This is a genomic window from Fontibacter flavus (assembly GCF_042432905.1).
Lineage (GTDB): Bacteria > Bacteroidota > Bacteroidia > Cytophagales > Cyclobacteriaceae > Fontibacter > Fontibacter flavus.
Map to the genome: position 1 here is coordinate 91,011 of NZ_JBHLWI010000029.1, position 18,097 is coordinate 109,107.

The 18,097-nt window shown below is 37.9% G+C and carries 14 protein-coding genes and 1 pseudogene; 11 read left to right on the top strand and 4 right to left on the bottom strand.

Annotation, left to right across the window (positions count from 1 at the left end; all coding sequences use genetic code 11):
- Positions 1–331 precede the first annotated feature (331 nt).
- The 3 genes from ACFFIP_RS11020 to ACFFIP_RS11030 form a co-directional block, all read right to left on the bottom strand.
- Entirely contained in the window at positions 332–769 is a 438-nt protein-coding gene (locus ACFFIP_RS11020; protein ID WP_382387691.1) for a GNAT family N-acetyltransferase, read from the bottom strand.
- Between the two features lie 67 nt (positions 770–836).
- Positions 837–1,469 (bottom strand): response regulator, encoded by a 633-nt coding sequence (locus ACFFIP_RS11025; RefSeq protein WP_382387692.1) that lies wholly within the window; start codon positions 1,467–1,469, stop codon positions 837–839.
- Positions 1,470–1,612: 143 nt separating this feature from the next.
- Positions 1,613–4,612 carry a ligand-binding sensor domain-containing protein gene (locus tag ACFFIP_RS11030; protein WP_382387693.1) on the bottom strand — a complete coding sequence of 1,000 codons (3,000 nt, stop codon included), beginning with the start codon at positions 4,610–4,612 and terminating at the stop codon, positions 1,613–1,615.
- A 291-nt stretch (positions 4,613–4,903) separates the two neighbouring features.
- Here ACFFIP_RS11030 and ACFFIP_RS11035 point away from each other — a divergent pair, with 291 nt between their 5' ends.
- Together ACFFIP_RS11035 and ACFFIP_RS11040 are read left to right on the top strand one after the other, a co-directional pair.
- Positions 4,904–6,871 carry a hypothetical protein gene (locus ACFFIP_RS11035; protein ID WP_382387694.1) on the top strand — a complete coding sequence of 656 codons (1,968 nt, stop codon included), beginning with the start codon at positions 4,904–4,906 and terminating at the stop codon, positions 6,869–6,871.
- Between the two features lie 239 nt (positions 6,872–7,110).
- Positions 7,111–7,974, top strand: coding sequence for a sulfurtransferase (locus ACFFIP_RS11040; RefSeq protein ID WP_382387695.1), 864 nt, complete (start codon positions 7,111–7,113; stop codon positions 7,972–7,974).
- 79 nt (positions 7,975–8,053) lie between these two features.
- Here ACFFIP_RS11040 and ACFFIP_RS11045 read toward each other — a convergent pair whose 3' ends face one another.
- Positions 8,054–9,124 (bottom strand): DUF4934 domain-containing protein, encoded by a 1,071-nt coding sequence (locus ACFFIP_RS11045; RefSeq protein WP_382387696.1) that lies wholly within the window; start codon positions 9,122–9,124, stop codon positions 8,054–8,056.
- Between the two features lie 880 nt (positions 9,125–10,004).
- Here ACFFIP_RS11045 and ACFFIP_RS11050 point away from each other — a divergent pair.
- The 9 genes and pseudogenes from ACFFIP_RS11050 to ACFFIP_RS11090 form a co-directional block, all read left to right on the top strand.
- Complete coding sequence (locus ACFFIP_RS11050) at positions 10,005–10,328, top strand: hypothetical protein (protein ID WP_382387697.1); 324 nt, start codon at positions 10,005–10,007, stop codon at positions 10,326–10,328.
- Entirely contained in the window at positions 10,325–11,743 is a 1,419-nt protein-coding gene (locus ACFFIP_RS11055) for a S41 family peptidase (protein ID WP_382387698.1), read from the top strand. Before ACFFIP_RS11050 ends, ACFFIP_RS11055 begins: the two co-directional genes overlap by 4 nt.
- An 8-nt stretch (positions 11,744–11,751) precedes the next feature.
- Complete coding sequence (locus ACFFIP_RS11060; protein ID WP_382387699.1) at positions 11,752–11,895, top strand: hypothetical protein; 144 nt, start codon at positions 11,752–11,754, stop codon at positions 11,893–11,895.
- A 128-nt stretch (positions 11,896–12,023) separates the two neighbouring features.
- Entirely contained in the window at positions 12,024–13,082 is a 1,059-nt protein-coding gene (locus ACFFIP_RS11065; protein WP_382387701.1) for a sensor histidine kinase, read from the top strand.
- A gap of 10 nt (positions 13,083–13,092) precedes the next feature.
- Complete coding sequence (locus ACFFIP_RS11070; protein WP_382387702.1) at positions 13,093–13,878, top strand: LytR/AlgR family response regulator transcription factor; 786 nt, start codon at positions 13,093–13,095, stop codon at positions 13,876–13,878.
- Between the two features lie 112 nt (positions 13,879–13,990).
- The gene (locus ACFFIP_RS11075) at positions 13,991–15,409 is read left to right on the top strand and encodes a S41 family peptidase (RefSeq protein WP_382387703.1); all 1,419 of its coding nucleotides are present in this window, start codon (positions 13,991–13,993) and stop codon (positions 15,407–15,409) included.
- Between the two features lie 28 nt (positions 15,410–15,437).
- The gene (locus ACFFIP_RS11080; protein ID WP_382387704.1) at positions 15,438–16,265 is read left to right on the top strand and encodes a hypothetical protein; all 828 of its coding nucleotides are present in this window, start codon (positions 15,438–15,440) and stop codon (positions 16,263–16,265) included.
- A gap of 27 nt (positions 16,266–16,292) precedes the next feature.
- Complete coding sequence (locus tag ACFFIP_RS11085) at positions 16,293–17,354, top strand: S41 family peptidase (protein ID WP_382387705.1); 1,062 nt, start codon at positions 16,293–16,295, stop codon at positions 17,352–17,354.
- Positions 17,355–17,364: 10 nt separating this feature from the next.
- Positions 17,365–17,970 (top strand): annotated as a pseudogene (locus ACFFIP_RS11090) (SDR family oxidoreductase); the annotation flags it as partial.
- Positions 17,971–18,097: the final 127 nt, after the last annotated feature.

The following is an 18,097-nucleotide window of genomic DNA, read 5'->3' on the forward strand; positions in this document are numbered from 1 at the left end:
GGGCCTGCTGTGTAAAAGTGCAGGCCCAAAAAAACATAGCAATAGAAAAAAGCTTTTTCATAGTATTAAAGAGTTGTAAGAATCACCTTCACAAAGGTAGGCTCATTGGTAAGGATTTGAAATCACATATTTGGGGGAATTGTCTTTGGAAAGAATTGACTTTATAAAAAGTGCACCTGGAAAATCGATTCTGTGCCTGGATTTTTATACCACTTGTCAAGGCCTAGTTCAAATTGGTTGAGACTAAAAAAGCTTCTTTGACCTTGAAATGGACAAGACATAAAAGTAAATACTATTTTGAAAAAAGAGGTGGTCTACTTGAATTTTAAAATTAAATGATCTCCATTTCCAATATGGGGAATGGATTACCCTGACTGTCCAATGGATTTCTTTTGACTACATTAAATCCCATTTTCTTATAAAAACCAACTGCCTGTTTGTTCTGCTCATTGACATCCACCTTTCTAATGTCTTTTTGTGATACAGCGAATTTTGTTAGTGCAGCACCCACACCCTTTCCTCTGAAGCTTGGTAGGATAAAAAGCATTTCGATCTTATCTTTTGAAAGTCCGATAAAACCCACTTTCGTAGATTCATCTACCTGAAAAAAGTAAATATCGACAGTTGAAAAAATTTTACCTTCCTGCATAATCTGCTTGATTTCGTTAATTTTTTCCTCAGTCAAAAAATCATGGGTGGCCCGAACAGAAGCCTCCCAAATCGCCAATAAAGTAGGATAGTCATTGGGATTATTGGAATGTTGTATCATGATTGGATCTAGGGATTTACCTTGATTTGGTTAAGCCAATGGTAAAAATAAAAAACTATGTGCCAATTCAAACTATTCTGTCCCTAAAAGCTTTTGCGACTGCTTCAGATTTGGAATTGACATGGAGTTTTTCATAGATTTTTTTGATGTGACTTCTGACAGTGTCCATGGCTATAAACATTTCTGCCGCGATCATTTTATAAGAATAACCTTTGACCAATAACTGAAGTACCTGCTTTTCCCTTTCTGAAAGGTTGTAATCATTGTCTGCTGGTAAGCTGATCTGGGAAAACATTTTTAATACCTGTGCAGCAACTGAAGCTGTCATCGGGGCACCTCCGGTAGCTGCTTCCTGTATGTATTCCAGAAGCTTTACAGGAGGTGTTTTTTTTAGGATATACCCATTAGCGCCATTCTGAAGTGCTTCAAAGATATTCTTGTTATCATCAAAAACAGTCAACATGAGGATACTTACAGTGGGGTTTTGTTGTCTTACGATTTTTAATCCCTGGATGCCATTTACTCCGGGCATGTCGATATCCATCAGGATAACATCCGGTTTGTAAGAACTGACTTCAAACGCAATATTAGAGCAATTTTTAAATGCGCCTAGTACTTGAAAACCCTCAGTACCGTCTATCAGCATGGTCAAACCTTCTCTCAGTTGTGGGTTATCTTCATAAATCAAAATTTTAATCATGTTTTCAGCTTTTTAACAAATGTACAGGTTAAATGATTTTCTGTCTATCACATAATAGGGTGAACTTTGAGTAGTTTAATATCACTTATTAAGTTGATTATTTGGCTATTTCAAGCTTAAGTACTTACCGTTATTAAACAGATTTATAAGTTGACATCAAGAATAACTTCTGTTCCTTCATTTTTTTCAGAATGTATGACAAGTTTGGCACCAATATTCTCTGCCCTTTTATACATGTTATTAAGTCCATTTCCGGAATCCGCTTCCTGCAGGTCAAAACCCTCTCCATAATCTCTTACCCTCATGTGGAGCTGATTTTTCTTGATTGAAAAATGGATAAAAGCCCTGCTGCATTTCGAGTATTTGGCAAGATTGTTCACTGCTTCTTTAAAGATCAGGAAAAGGTCTCTTCTGGTATCCATTGGTAATTTGAGCCCATATACATTTTCCTCTACCTCAAACCTGAAGTCTATTTCTTTGGTTTCCATCGCATTATTGGCAAATTCCCTCATTCTGGCAATTACCTTTTCCATGCTGTCGTTTTGGGGCTTGATGCTCCAAACGATGTCATCCATGGCTTCCAACATCCTTTGTGAATTATCTGAAATCTTAGAGATATACTCACTGGTTTTGACAGGATCTGTATGAAGCTTGGTTTTCGCCATCGTGCTCAAAATATTAATAGTACTGAGCGTTGATCCCATGTCATCATGTAAATCTCTAGCTACTCGGTTTCTGACTTTTACTACATCGAGTATCCTGTTAATATTCAAGCGATAGATGATTATAATCACGGTCATTACCAAAAGAATAATGATGGATTTAAACCACCATGTTTCATAATAAGGAGGGGTGATGCTGAAATAAAAAGAGCCAACGGGGGAGGACATTCCCTCTTCATTCTCACTTCTAAATTCCAATATATAATTACCAGGAGGAATTAGAGAGTAGACGGCCATGCTTGAACTGCCACTGCTTCTCCAATCTTCGTCTATACCAGATAATTTATGAAAGTACTTTAGTTTGTCCTGATGTATAAAATCCAGCGTACTGAAATAAAAAGTAAAGGCATTTTGATCATGTTTAAAGGTCCGTTTCTCTTCAGTATTTAAAGAGTCCACGTAGAGGTAATTGTCAAATAACTTTATACTAGTTAATGTTGGTCTGTCAGGATCCAAAGAGCGGTTAAATTCTCTTGGATTAAATTCAACAAGGGAGTGATAGCCTGTAAAGATTACTTTGCCATCAGATTTCAAAATCCCCCCATTACCATCCAGTTCCAAGAGACCAAAACCATCTTTGGGCCCATAGTGTGTGAATGAATTTTGAAAATAATTGTATTTGCATAATCCATTGGGGGTATAAATCCAAAGAAATCCATCTTGGTCACTCAACATATGCAGGATGTCATTGCTGATCATGCCTTCTGAATAGGAAAGAATCCTGTTTTCTCCTGATTTGTTATTGTAGGCATTCAGTAGGTCATAGCCAAAAAAGAAAATACTGTCATTTAATTGCGTAATTTTTTCAATTTTATTGGTGGATAGGATTTTATTGTCGAGATGTTTAATGATCTCTCCGCTGTCTCCATCAAGGCAGTAGACCCCATCGTTGGAGGTACCAACCCAAAGCCTGTTTTTCTGATCAATCACATGTGCTAATGAAAAACTATTGAAAGCATGGACCAACTCAAAGGATTCATTGACTAAAGGTTTGTCTGCATGGTATTTGATCAGGTCACCTCTCTGAGTAGTGAACCATATATTACCTGCTTTATCTTGGGAAATACTTCGAATGGTGGATTGCTTGAAAACCGGGAAATTATAAAAATCACCATCTTTAGTAAGGGGATCAATAATGTGAAGCCATCCTGCTTGATTTCCAATCCATACCTTTCCTGAATTTTTGTTTTGGATCAGCACCCATGGTTGATATGCAGCATTGTCATCGGGAACTTTAGTATAAAGTTTATGATTGGGGATTTCTTCCATTTTTTCATCAAGTAGAACAATGCCACGTCCCCAGCTGCTTATCCAAACTTCTTTATTCTTGTTCGCTTGAACTTCTAAAGCGGTGATAAATAAATGACTTGGGGAGGCATCCCTAAAATATTTGAATTTAATTGCTGGAAAATCATTGATATAATAATATAAGCCCTCATCAGAGCCTACCCAAATTCCACCTTCCTTATCTTCAAAAACCTGATAAATTTCAGAAAACCTGAAAAACTCATTTCTTGGAAATGAAAAAGAACCGGTCAAATGATCATATATATAAAGGCTATTTACGCCATAATACCATAGCTCCCCATTTTTGGTATTAAGGGCAGTCTTCATTTCCTTGTATTCAATACTATTGTTGACCAATGACATTGCATTCGGGATATCGGACTTAAGATTTTCAGAATAAGCAAGAAATCTCTGGGTTGGATTCCAAAAAACTACCCAATGGTTTCTATGTTGATCAATGGTGTAATCAAATACCACTTTAATTTCTTCATTGGATAAGTTGGGAAGATTGAGAGGATTGTAGGATTTATGATATATTTCATTTTTCAGAGGATCAAAAACAGAAAGTCCTTGCATAGAGCCTACCCAATAAAAGCCGGTCTTTAGGTCCTCGAAAATGCTGATAGGTTTATAATTTTCAGGATAGCGCAAAGGATTATTTTTTTCTGTGAAAACTCCTTGAGTTTTATCATAAAAAAGGATCTTATTTCTTTTCAGAATCAAAAAGACATTGCCTTTACTGTCTATCCATAATTTTTCACCATGGAAGCGTATTTCAGGGTTTTCAATAGGGACTTCTTTGAAGATATGGTCAGCAGGGTTAAATATGCCATAGGCATCTCCATACCTGATCCACATATTTCCTTCACGGTCTTCAAGGATTTGTTGGACTGGCTGGGCAGGAAGCGGAGTGGGTTTGTTGATAGAAAAATACAGAAAGTACTTTCCATCAAAACGCTGAAGTCCATTTGAAGTACCAATCCACATGTAGCCCTTTTTATCCTGCCATACCGCATAGACATTATTAGAAGCAAGACCGTCACTGGTACTGATACGGTTAAAAAATCTTTCCGGATTGGCCAAAGCCCCCAATCCAATGTAAGTGGTGAAAATGATGATCAGTAATCTCTTCATATTGAATGACTAAAATACATATCTCTTAGGGTAATTTAATGAAATACAAGCATAATTAACATGTTTATGTGGTACTCGATTTTCTATCTCAATCTGCCTCCAAAATCCTTATTTGAATTGAAAATTTAAGGTTTTGGCACTTTTTAACGGCATTCTTTGACCATGGTCAACCAAAAGAATGCCATATGGTAAGTTAGGAGGTGCAACTTCCTTCGGTCTTTTGCAATCAAGTCTTTGATTTTGGGTATATCAGGCCATTTCAGAAATTATACATAACCAACTATTACAAAAATGAAACGAATCCAATTATTGAACTATTTACAGATCATTATTTTGGTCTTTTTGGCTTCCTGCAAGGAAGATGTTGAACCGAGTATTCCAGAAACACTTATTGTCAAAGCTGGTGAAGATCAGGAGGTAATTGTTCATACAGAAGTGCTGCTCAATGGTGAAGCTGAAGGGAAAGGTGGGAACCTTCATTACCTTTGGACTTTTAAGACAAAACCGGAAGGAAGTGAAGCCACTCTACTCAATTATGCCAACTTAGCGGCTAATTTTATACCTGATCTTCCAGGGATTTACGTGCTTAATCTAAGAGTTACCAAGGAATTATTAGAAGCAGAGGATGAGGTGACAATTTTGGTTAAATTGGATGATGGTAGCAGTCCTGGGGGGTCGGAATTCTTCATTAAGGAAGATATCAACGAGGATACCACTTGGGAGGATAGATTCGAAGATCCTGCCATACCTGATTATGTGGTGACCAAAGAAATAGCCGTTAACGCAAGATTAACTGTGCGGCCCGGGGTGGTTGTGCATTTTGAGGAAGCAGCAGGATTAAAAGTAAATGGGGTAATTGATGCAAAGGGAGAATCTCAGAACAGGGTAGTTTTTACAGGAAAAGAGGCTGTTAGAGGATATTGGAAAGGGATTCTTATCAATAGTAATTCGAATGAGAATAATTTGGAAAATGTCCTGATTTCCTTTGGTGGTGGTACGGAATTTTCTGAATTCCCAGGAGTGAAAGCTAACCTGATAATGGCTAATTCTACACAGCCCACCCGATTGAGATTATTGAATTCCAGCATGCAGAGCAGTAAAAGTTATGGGATTTATTTGGGACCTAATTCAAAGTTTAATCAATTTGAAAACAACAGCTTCTCATACAATGAAGGAGCGGCTGCCCATGTTCCTGCTCATCAGGTGCATATGTTGAATTTCCATTCCAGTTTCAAGGACAACAACGGCTATGATGGAGTAGAAATAGGAGGTGTCTTAAACTTACCAAACCCTGTGACTTGGCCGGGATTCAATGACAAAGGGAAATATCTTGTGGCTGAGGATTTTCTGGTACAATCCGGTCTGGTAATTATGCCCGGAGCTGGATTTGAGGTTAAGGCAAATAAGATGATTGAAATTTCGGGTGCAGGTTATTTAAAAGCTATTGGTTCAGAAGCTAGCAAAATAGATTTTACGGCCCTGATAAAAAGTGGTAATCAAAATTGGAAGGGTATCCACTTTAAAAGTCAAAGCATTGAAAATGTGTTGAATAACGTCAATATATCTTATGCAGGTAGTGGGACCTTTGATGGCATTGACCAAAAAACAAATATTGCAGTTAGTGGAAGACTCATCGTCAAGATGTCCAATATCAGTTATTCGGGGGGGTATGGGGTGTATGCCACCAATGTGGAAAATGTAAACAGTGATATAGCCAGTTCGAATATTTTTGCTTCCACTCCTGCTGGAGTTGTATTTCCGGAAGTTTTAGCCAATCCTTCACCACCATCCCTTTCAGGGATATGGGTTGATCAGTGGAGTTTTAACCAGAAATTGTATCATCTGGATGAGAATTTCTACAATAGAGAAACTGGTCAATGGTTTGGTGGGGCGGAATATCCCTGGGCCCCCAAACCAAACGGAGGTTTTGGAATCAGTTTTTCAGAAAACGGAAAATTTTCTTGGATGATTGTTGATAGGACCCTTTATGATCCATTCTGTCCTTCTTATTCAGCTGAATTCATCACCGGAACTTATGGATTTGATACAAATACTGTTCACCTCAATCAGGAATATTGGAGAAGTAAATTTTATCTGAGTTGCGACCAAGACTCCAATTATGACGGGACTATAGAAACAGGAGTAATTGACCTTCGATATGAAATCCAAAAAATAATCCATCCGGTATCCGGGATTGCTTATTGGGAACTTAAATTCATCAATCCTGATAATTCAACTTTTTCATACTTCAAATTGTAAAGTAAATGCAAAGGGCAGCTCTCCTGAGCAGCCCTTTGCATTTCTATTTGTAATTGCAGCATCCCGATTGTCAAGTCCGTTTTCTAAGTCAGCTTCATTGGTATTTTTCAATGAGAAATGAATGTTTGATAAACTCTTATTTTTACCAAGCAGGAATAATTACTGGATACTTTCATGGAAAAGTTTTGAATTCGATATCTTGGTTTTATCTTCAAGATATCCAAACAGAAAACAAATACATGGCCTCACAAATATTTCCATTGATCAAGGTTGAAGATTGTCTAGCATTATTAGAACAACATAAGATTGTTTTAATAGACGCTTGCAATAGCAGTGGTAACCTTTCAGGACAAAAGTATCTTGAAAATCATTTGAGGAGTGCTTTATTCGTTGACCTAAATGCGCAGCTTTCCAATATCAAGGAGGATTATGCTGATGGAGGAAGGCATCCTTTACCTAGCCCTGAGACTTTCGCAAGTTTGCTGGGAGATTTGGGGATTTCACCCGATAGTCATGTGGTGGTCTATGATGATGCGAGAGGCGGGAATGCAGCAGCCAGGTTTTGGTGGATGATGCGCGCCTTAGGGCATGAAAAAGTTCAGGTATTGGATGGGGGAATTCAAGCGGCCTTGGATGCCGGATTTCCAACTTCCTCAGGAGAAGAAGTGGCCAAGAAAAAAGGAGATTACAAAGCAGATCAATGGTTATTACCTACGGTAAGTTTGCAGCAAATGGATCAAATCATTCATGAAAAAAATTATGTGATCATTGATGTAAGGGAAGAAGGAAGGTATTTGGGAGAATTCGAACCCATTGATTTGGTGGCAGGCCATATTCCTTCATCTATCAATATTCCTTTTAAATCCAATTTGCAGGAAAATGGCTGTTATCTTTCACCAGAACAGCTTCGTGAAAAATATCAAAATAGGTTGAAAGGTCTTGATCCTTCCAAAGTTATTGTTCACTGTGGCTCAGGAGTAACAGCCTGTCATACCATTTTGGCCATGGCTGTGGCCGGTCTGGAAATCCCGACTTTGTATGTGGGATCCTGGAGTGAATGGTCCAGAAACGGGAGGGAAATCGTGAAGGAAATAACCACATGATGAAGCCTCTCCTCAAATTGTTTCTTTTACTATACTTATGCAGATTAATAAATGAAAGCTTACATTCAGTCTAATAATTCTAAAATGAGAACTTGACAATTACTGGATTTTCTGATTTTCCAAAATTGGGTTCAATCCCGTAGAAGGAATAATCTTCATTTGTTAGGTAACAATAAATCTCACTCTCATTTACATAAAATGGTCTTTTGAAAGGGACTCTATCATCGCTTGGATTATAGACAGTTTTACTTATTTTATCATAAATAATAGAGTTTTCCAGCTCACCTTCATCCCAAGAAACAAAAAAAAGATACTTAGAATTTTCTATAAAATTCCCATTATGATAGTGAGGCATATCTTTTCTCATTTGATCAAACATATCCTGTAAAGGCTTAGCCTTTGTCTCATTGGAAATAGCTTTTTTTCCAAAATCAATATAATACTTGGGTTTAAAACCTTCCGAAGTAATGGAATAGACAGTATCATTCATTGATTTCGAAAACAGAACTCCCGAACTTGAGGTGAAAAAATCGCCACTAGTCTGCATTTGATCAGTTTTTGAAAAATCATAAACAAACTTTGATTTTTGTCCTGTAGGTAGATGAAAGATCAAACCATGATAGTCCATTTCATTTCCAAAAAAATTCCCGTCTAAATGGACGGCTAAATTCTCAGAGTCCAGAAATTTTATGGATTTCGCTTTAAAATCAATTCTTTCTTCTTTTAAAAATTGACCGGTATTTAAATCGAAATAAAGTAACTTTGATTGATTGTTGTCTAATACACAAAGAATATTTTCTTCTGGAATAATTGAAAAATCGAATGGAAGGATGTATTTACCTGGCCCATCACCGGATTCACCAATTTTGAATTCAAATTCACCATTTGCTTTAAATTTTTGAATGGTCTTTGTTATTAATTTATCGGAGATAATAAAGGATGAATTATAGTGTACGATTTTGGATATATCACCAATTATACAATCATCACAAAATTCCAAAGAAATATAACTGGTATCTGAAAAAATCTTATTTTGCAAATCGATCTTTTCTTCCATATTTATGACTTCAAAGTTTGACTGTCCTCTTTCACCATTCTGACAGGACAACAACAGAGTAAAAAAAGTAAACTTTATAACACTTTTCAACATATTTATCTAATTTAAAATTATAGGAAGGCTCAGAATTCTCTGAGCCCGGAAATTATTAACTGTCTACTGGACCAGGATGGGATATGCAGCAGATAGATTCATTAACGCGATCACAAACAAGCTCCCATCGACCGTTAGGGCCTCCAAAACTTTGATTTCCTGTAGACTCATGACCTGGATTACAAGCTGCAACCGCAGGTAATGCAGATAGAAATGTCGCACATAAAATAAAAAGTGCGAGAAAAGTGCACTGAAACTTTTTCATAAATAAAATTGTCTAAGTTGAAAATATAACTATTATTTAAGGTTTTTAAATCTGAAAAAAAAAATGATATAACCAATAAAAATCAAAAATGGTTAATCAGCCAGATAGATCAAACTCATTTGAAAATTATCAGTTGGGGTGCTGTATGTCCTTCTTTCCAGCATCTATTCTAGATCCAGGTATATTTTGTAATGGCTGATCCTAGCCATAATACTTCCCATGAAAATGTTAACTACTTTTAAAATTCAGCAAGAATAGTGAGATGAGAAAAGTAATTTTGTATATCGCCTGAATTCCCGAAAAAAACCTTAAACTTTTAAGTTGCCGGAATTTTGAAAGCGGTTTGGTGCAAGTGCATTATACCTTCAAAAGATAGTGGAAGGACTACCTATTGATCAGTTTTCGCTACTGTAAAACTGAATTTGAAAAGATTTGCTTGAATAATCCTTGGGCTTAAGGATTTAAGGCAATGATTTTCTGAATCGTAGTCAACTTTTCATTGCCTTGTCATCTGGTAAGTGAATATAGCTAAAATATTTTTTTGTGGAGCAACCTTTTAAACTTTTCTGTCATCTTGTAAATAAAGATGACTTTGGTATTTCTTAAACTTGATATATGGATTTGAATGTCACCAATAATTTATGGTTTGAGATTGCTCTTGTGGGCATTATTTTCACTTTTGGCAATATTTTATTTGGACATTTTGAAGTAAATACCCCCAAATGGAAAAGGATAATGAAGTTTATCTTTTTTACCGTAGCGGTTTGTGTGCTGTCTTATCATTTTGGTAGGGAAGCTGGACTTTCTTTTTTGGGCTTGCTCTTGCTACCTGTTATTTACATTCACGCCGTTTGGTTACCAAAGAAGGGAATTAACGGATGGACTGCCGAACCGAAAGAAAAATATTATAAGCTTAGAGGATGGGAAAATAAACTATGAAAACAAATCTGATTATCTTACAGTTGATGCTCATTTTGAATAGTATGACTTTCTCTGCACCAGTGACTTCGCAAAATGAGCCTTGTTCATGTTCAGAGGAAATTGAATTCCTCAAAGACTATGTGGAAAAGAACCACCCGGCCTTTGGAGATAATGTTAATGAATCCAACATCTCTCAATATCATGAATTTGTGGCTCAATTGGTCAAGGAAATTCAAAAAGATCCTGTCAATGACCATTGCATCCTCTATTTAAAAAGCTATCTGGCTTATTTCAAAGACAATCACAGTCAGATTAATGATAGAGGGATAGTGGTAGATGAAAATGATGACGAGGCCATGAGGCAATTTTTTTCTTCGTCGAGATTTCAACAAAGGGAAAGGGCAACCGACGATTTAGAAGACATTGAAGCTTACCTGAATTCCGGAAAGGCTGATGCTTTGGAAGGAATTTATGAAAGTCAGGATGGTGCTTACAAGGTAGCCGTAGTCAAGAATCAGAATGATTTTAGGGATTATTATGGGGTTATTTTGAAATCCAAAACCAAAATATGGGAGCCGGGACAGGTGAAATTTGAATTGAAAAAACTAGATGAAAACCGCTTTCAAGGTTATTTCTATTACAAGTTTTACAGCCTTAATTCCGAAACGGTAAGTTTAGAGGGAAGCCGCTTAGGGTCTTGGAAAAAATTAGGGGTAACTACACAGGAAAATGTTGTTTCAGCACCTTCAAGCAACCCGTACCAAAACCTGTTCGAGTTTAGAAAAATCGATGCGCAAACTGGATATTTATCCATTAGGACTTTTGATGGATATTTTAAGAATCAATTCGATTCCTTACTTGAGGCCCATGAAACTGATATGTTGAATATACCCAAATTGATTATCGATGTAAGAGGAAATGGAGGGGGAAGTGATGCTTTGTTGGCGCCCTTTTATCCCTTATTTTACACAGATACTATCAAAACAGAATTGCCTCAGATTTATGCTACTAAGGACAACTTGAATACGTATAGGAATATTCTTGAAGGGATTAAGGCTGATTCTATTCGATATGGAAGGGGAACAATAGAGCATTTTGAAAAAATGATCAAAAAAATGCAAAATGCTGGAGAAGGGGAGTTTATCAATATGTTTGATCCAATTGAAGGCCAAGTGGATGAAATGAACCTTGGGTTTGGTTCTCAGGTTTTTACTTTTAACAGCACCATGAGTAAGAACAGTCGGTACAGACTTACCTATTGCTCTCAAAAAGAGTCATTACCCTCAAAGCCTGAAAAGATTGTCGTGCTCATGGATAGGGAATGTGCGAGTACCTGTGAAAACTTTATTTTATTAGCCATTCAAAGCAAGAAAGTAATCACTTATGAGATAATTCAGGAGGATATAAGGGTTATGGAAATGTCTTTACCGTAAAGACCCCTATGGGATATAACCTGAATATGAGTACCACCCGCTACGAGGAACAGGCAAAGTTTGAGTTTGTGGGTATTCCTCCAATGGTCAGAGCCAGCCAAAATGAAGATTGGATGGCAAGAGCAATGGAACTTTTGGAAACCGATTGGTAAAAAATGATATATGAGGCATTTTTGTTCCAGAAAGGAAAATTGACATTTCAGGTAAAGGTTTTGATTCTTCGGTATCTTATCAGGTGGTTAATCCATTGATTTTGATGAAATTTACCTGAAATTGAATCATGGATCGCTTAAATGACAAATGGCTGAGAATTGTGGGTGTTCCTTTAACCGGAGTACTGGCCAATCTGGTATTTTTTGATGCCCAAAATGAAGCCAATGAAGTCAGCAGGTTGACAGCCATGACTTTAAGTGTAGGGGAGAGCTTGTTGCTTTGGGAGACCAATAGACTGGGCATCCTTTTTTCGAGAAAGAAATTTCCTTCCATCAAATCCACACCTTCAAGGATTGTAACCCAGGTCGTTTGGTTTACGCTTTTGACCGTCACTTTAAGGTATTTGCTGACGTATTTTTATGATGTCACCCAATTTTGGGGTTATCCCATCCCTTCCAGAGCATATTTGATCAATATCATTGTTCCGTTTTTTTTCATCATTCCCATTGCTGCCATTTATGAGGCCATGTATTTCTACAGGCATTGGTACAGGTCCCATTTTGAAGGGGAAAAGCTCAAAAAGGAACATTTGCAGAGTCAATTATTGTCCCTGAAGTCGCAATTGAACCCTCATTTTTTATTCAATAGTTTGAGTACTCTTTCTTCATTGATTCCCGAGAATCCAATATTGGCAGAAAAATTCACAGATGAACTGTCGGACACATACAGGTATGTATTAAAGACGCAGGATAAGGTATTGTCAACTTTGAATGAAGAATTAAGCTTTATCCAGGCATATTTTCATTTACTGGAAACTAGATTTGGAGAAGGGATCAGGTTAGAAGTGGATGTTCATTCTCAGTTTGAGGATTTTTATATTCCTTCTTTGACACTGCAATTATTGGTGGAAAATGCAGTTAAGCACAACACTGTTTCTGATAAGACCCCTTTGGTTATGAAAATTTTCACTGATGATACAGGTAACCTGTTAGTAAAGAATAACCTGAATAAAAAAGTAAGCAGGATGGCCTCCCCGCAAATGGGCTTGAGAAATATCATTTCCAAGTATAAACTGCTTAATCAGCCCGAAGTGATTATCTCTCAGTCAGCAGAGTCATTTCAGGTTCAATTGCCACTGATATCAGCGCAGGAAATGGCCAAGTTGAAGTTATCGGATCTAGTTTAACAAAACCATCATGATGAAAGTATTGATTGTAGAGGACGAAAAGCACAATGCCGGCAAATTGAAAAGGAAACTTCAACTTGTGGGCAGGGATATTGAGGTCCTGGATGTGACAGAAACCATAGAAGAGACGGTTAATTGGCTGAAGAACCACCAAGAGCCGGATCTTATTTTTTTGGATATTGAACTTTCCGATGGTCAGTCCTTTGAGATTTTCAAGCGAATCAGGGTAGATTGTCCTATTATTTTTACCACGGCTTACGATGAATATGCGCTCAAAGCCTTTGAATTGAACAGCATTGATTACCTGCTCAAACCTATCAAGGAAGAGGAACTGTCTAAGGCATTGGCAAAGCTTGAAAATTTGAAAAAGTCTTTGGGCGGGAAGCTGCAGTCCCATGGGGCTTTCTTTGAGAAATTGTTGGAGGACCTAAAATCCAGCATTGCTGTCCATCAACCTAAAAGAGATCGTTTTCTCAGTAAAATGGGGCAGAGGCTGGTATCGGTGGATTTAAAGGATATCGCCTACTTCTTTTCAAGAAATAAAATTTCCCACATCAGGACCAAAGATGGAAAGGATTATGTGCTGGATTACACCATGGATGACATTCAGCAGATGTTGGAAAGTACAAGGTTTTTCCGCTTAAACAGGCAGGTGATTGCATCCATTGAGTCAATTGATAAAACCAATTTTTATTTCAACAATAAATTGAAAATCAGTTTGATACCTGTATTTGAGGAGGAGGTTTTGGTCAGTAGGGAGAGGGCTGCTGAATATAAAAAGTGGATGGGGGAATAATCCTCGGGTTGGAAAATTTACGCTTCAGTTTGCTTTCATGTCACTTGGGTAATTGAGTTCTTTTGGAAGTGTTTGATTTACATCATTTTTGGAGTACTAAACCACTATTATTATGAAAATGAAATTGTTTTTTATGTTAGGTTGGTTCGGGCTTGTATTTGGGCTATCAGCTCAGGTACTTACACTCGATCAAATGATTTCTGATGTAGCGCTTTTTAAGAAAGCCTTGGAAGCCAAACATCCGGAAATGTATCGGTACACTTCCCCGGAAGCGTTTGAAAATCTTACTGAAGTAGTAAAATCTGGATTGCACAAAGAGATGACAGTAAGGGAGTTTTATGTGGCGATGATGCCTCTGGTAAGCGCCTTGCACTGTGGGCACACCAAATGGATTGCAGCCGGTAAGGACTTGTATTATCCCTTTTTCACTACTGATTTGTTTCCCTTAAAGCTGCATGTAAATAAAGATAAAGCTTTTATACTTTCCCATTTCAATGGAGAGGAAGCCCCAAAGGGAGCAGAAGTGATCTCGGTCAATGGTAAACCGGTTGCGGAAATCATTTCCCATTTCAAGGAGCATTTGACCTTCGGCGACGGATATTCGGAAGGAGGGAAGTACTATCAGCTCAACCAGTATTTTCCTGGTCTTTATTCAACCTTATTTGGAATTCAATCTGCTTACAATATACAGGTTAGATTGGATGGTGAAGTCCGAAATTTGAGTTATTCAGGGGTATCCTTCGAGCAAATTAAAAATTATCTTGATACTAACTCTTCCCAAAGAGGACCATTCCATTTTGAAACCCTTGAAGGAAACATCGGTTGGCTGGATATCGATAGATTTTATGCCTATCCCAATGAAGACAATTTTAAAAAGTTTTTGAAAAACTCCTTTGACAGGATCCAATCGGAAGGTATTAAAGAACTCGTGATCGATCTGAGAGGCAATGAAGGAGGGAATGAAAACTGGGGCATTGAACTGTATAGGTATTTGGCCAAGGAACCCTTCCGCTACTATGAACGCATTTCCGTCAAAAAGCGTCAGAAAGTAGATTTTGAATCCAAAACCTCTTTTTTGTTCAAGTTGGCAAGTTTGTTCAATAAGAATGGAAAATATGGAAGGGAGTTTACGGTCCAAAAAGGCCTGAAAAAGCAGAAGCTCTTTAAAAATGCCTATCATGGTAAGGTCTATCTTTTATTAGGTGGTCAAAGTTTTTCAGTGACTACAGAATTTGCTTCCCGTTTCCAATCGGATAGCAGGGGCAAGATCATTGGTTCTGAGACAGCGGGAGGATATGCCATGAATACCAGCGGATTTTTCAGCATTGTCAATCTTCCTAATTCCAATATTGATCTAGGTATTCCATTGTTGGGATTCCATATGGCTAATTTGAAAACCACTCAGGCTAAAGACCGAGGAATACTGCCGGATTTTCCGGTTGAGTTATCAGTCAAAGATATCATCGGTCAAAAAGATCCAGTCAGGGATTTTACTTTGAATTTGATTAGGCAATCATCTTTTAGTAATTGATTGCCAGCACTTTAAACGCATTAATATTATGGAAAATTTGATTTTGTTATGCACAGTTATGCTGTGCCTAGGAATCTCCTTGTCTTTTGCACAGGGTGATGAATCCCTGAGACATGGGGCTGAGGCTAGCTTAGGTCTGGTAAGGGGAGTCAACAAACTCCACGATTGGCAAGCTTCCCCGATGCAATATTTCACCAATTACAACGGTTTGACAGGTGATTATAAAAGGATTACCAAAAAGAATCTTTGGTACTTTGGATTTGAAGCGGGCTTGGGAGATATGCTTGCTCCGGAATTGGGTAAAAGACAATTCAGAATTGATGAAGGAGATGAAACATTCTATTTGGTTCCGACACTGTATAAGGGGGAGTTGTTTGCCCAGTTCCTCAGAAAGATATCAGATCAGGCAGTAAAGTCCAGTTATGTGGGCTTTAAAATCCAGGATTCCTTCTTTTATGCTGATGGATTGGCCATGAATATTTGGACCATGAATCTGTTGGAGGTAGCAGCCAAGTATGCTTATGTCAGGAATTTTGGGAAAAGGCATCAAGTGGAGGGCAATATTTCTTTACCCATTATTGCTTCTATAGCCAGGATGCCATTCAGCAATGTGGTATCCCAACCTGACAAATCCCAAAGCAGGGCCTTTCTTGCAGGGGCTGAATGGGGCTTTTTAGGGAGATATGTTCACCCTGAGATAGGCCTGAATTATCAGTACCAAATCTCTAAAAGAAATTCTATCAGGTTCAATTATCAATACCAATGGCTAAGCTATGATAAGCCCCGGTCTATCCGTATGAGTGACCATCAAATCGGCCTGGCTTATGTCTATCAATTTCAATTTTCCAAGTGGTAATCCTTATCCATTTTAACATCTAAAGAAATGAAAAATTTAACTGATAAAAATTCATTGCGCTTTCTCAGATTGGTGATACTGATGCTATTTATTTCAATGTTCAGCTCATGCAATGACCTCATGTTGGGAGAAGAGCCAAATAATACTCCTAATGACAATTTCGAAATTTTATGGAAAGAATTTGACCGGATGTATGCCTTATTTGAGGTCAAGAATATTGACTGGGATCAGCTATATGCCATTTACAAACCCAAGGTCAACAATAACATGTCAGGAGATGAGCTGTTTGATGTGATTTCGGAAATGTTGGCAGAATTGAACGATGGTCATGTATGGATGATCAAGCCTGATCCCGGATTCCGCAGATTTGACTCCGGGCCGGTTTATCCTGAGGGTGATTTTGATCTTGAATTGGTCCGATCAAAATTGAAAGCGGAATTTTCGATAGGAGACAGTCAGGATCCTGATGTCATTTATGGGAAGTTTGATGGAGAGATAGGTTATATCTATTTGGAAAATTTGGGATTGACCCCTGCTTTTTACCGTGAAGCATTGGAGCACATTTTACCCTTCATGAAGGATACCAAAGGATTGATCTTTGACGCAAGAGGGATTGAAGGTGGCTATGACAGGTCTTCCCAGGAAGTAGCCGGATTTTTCACAAAAGAGTCAAAATTGTATATGACTTCGAGGTTCAAAAACGGTCCGGCACATCAGGACTTTGGACCTGCGATTGAGTGGAGAACTACTCCCAATCTGGATATTTTTTATACCAAGCCTATCAAGCTCTTGACCAACCGACATACAGGCAGTGCTGGTGAAACCTTTGTGTTGGCCATGAAGACGATGGGACATGTGCTGGTAATGGGAGATTCCACTTATGGGGCCTTTTCGGACAATCCCAAAAGAGAATTGCCAAATGGCTGGATTTATGCGATCAGCACTGGGGATTTTAGAGATGCTGCAGGGGTAAGCTTTGAAGGGATAGGGATTCCTCCTCATGAATTAGTCAAAAACAGTCCAGAGGAAATACAATCAGGAAAGGATAAAGTTCTTGAAATGGCTATAGAGGCATTAAAATTGCTTTAATTTATCCAAAAAAATTAATCAGAAATTCGGAGGTCTGGATATATTGGTCAATAATGCAGGAATAACAGGTTTTATGGAAACACCTGGCCCTCATGATGTAGAACAAGTAGATTTTGACTCTTGGTCAGAAGTGATGGCAGTCAATTTGAATGGTACTATGTTGGGCTGTAAATATGCCATAGAATGGATGAAAAAAAAGTCAGGAGGAAGTATCATCAACATTTCTTCGAGAAGTGGTATAGTAGGCATTCCAGGAGCTGCTGCGTATGCAGCAAGTAAAGCAGGAATTAGAAATCATACAAAATCTGTTGCCTTATATTGTGCTGAAAAAGGTTACAAGATCCGCTGTAATGCTATCCATCCTGCAGCAATCATGACACCGATGTGGGATGCCATGTTAGGAGAAGGGGAGGTGAGACAACAGATAATCAGGCAGGTAGAATCAGGTATTCCTTTGGGGCATTTTGGAGAACCAGATGATGTAGCCTTCGCAGCATTGTTTTTGGCTTCAAAGGAGTCAAAGTACATTACGGGAATCGAACTGAATGTAGACGGAGGGATTTTGGCAGGAGCTGAAGCAAAACCTGAGCAATCTTCTGATTCCCCAAAAAAATAACCTAAAAAAGGGGGTGTCCGAAAAGTCGAGACACCCTTTTTTTATTGTTGATCTTCTCTAAAATTATTATTTTAGAGTTGAACAAAATACAACAATGTCTAAGGTAGTTTTTAAAAATCAGACTGGC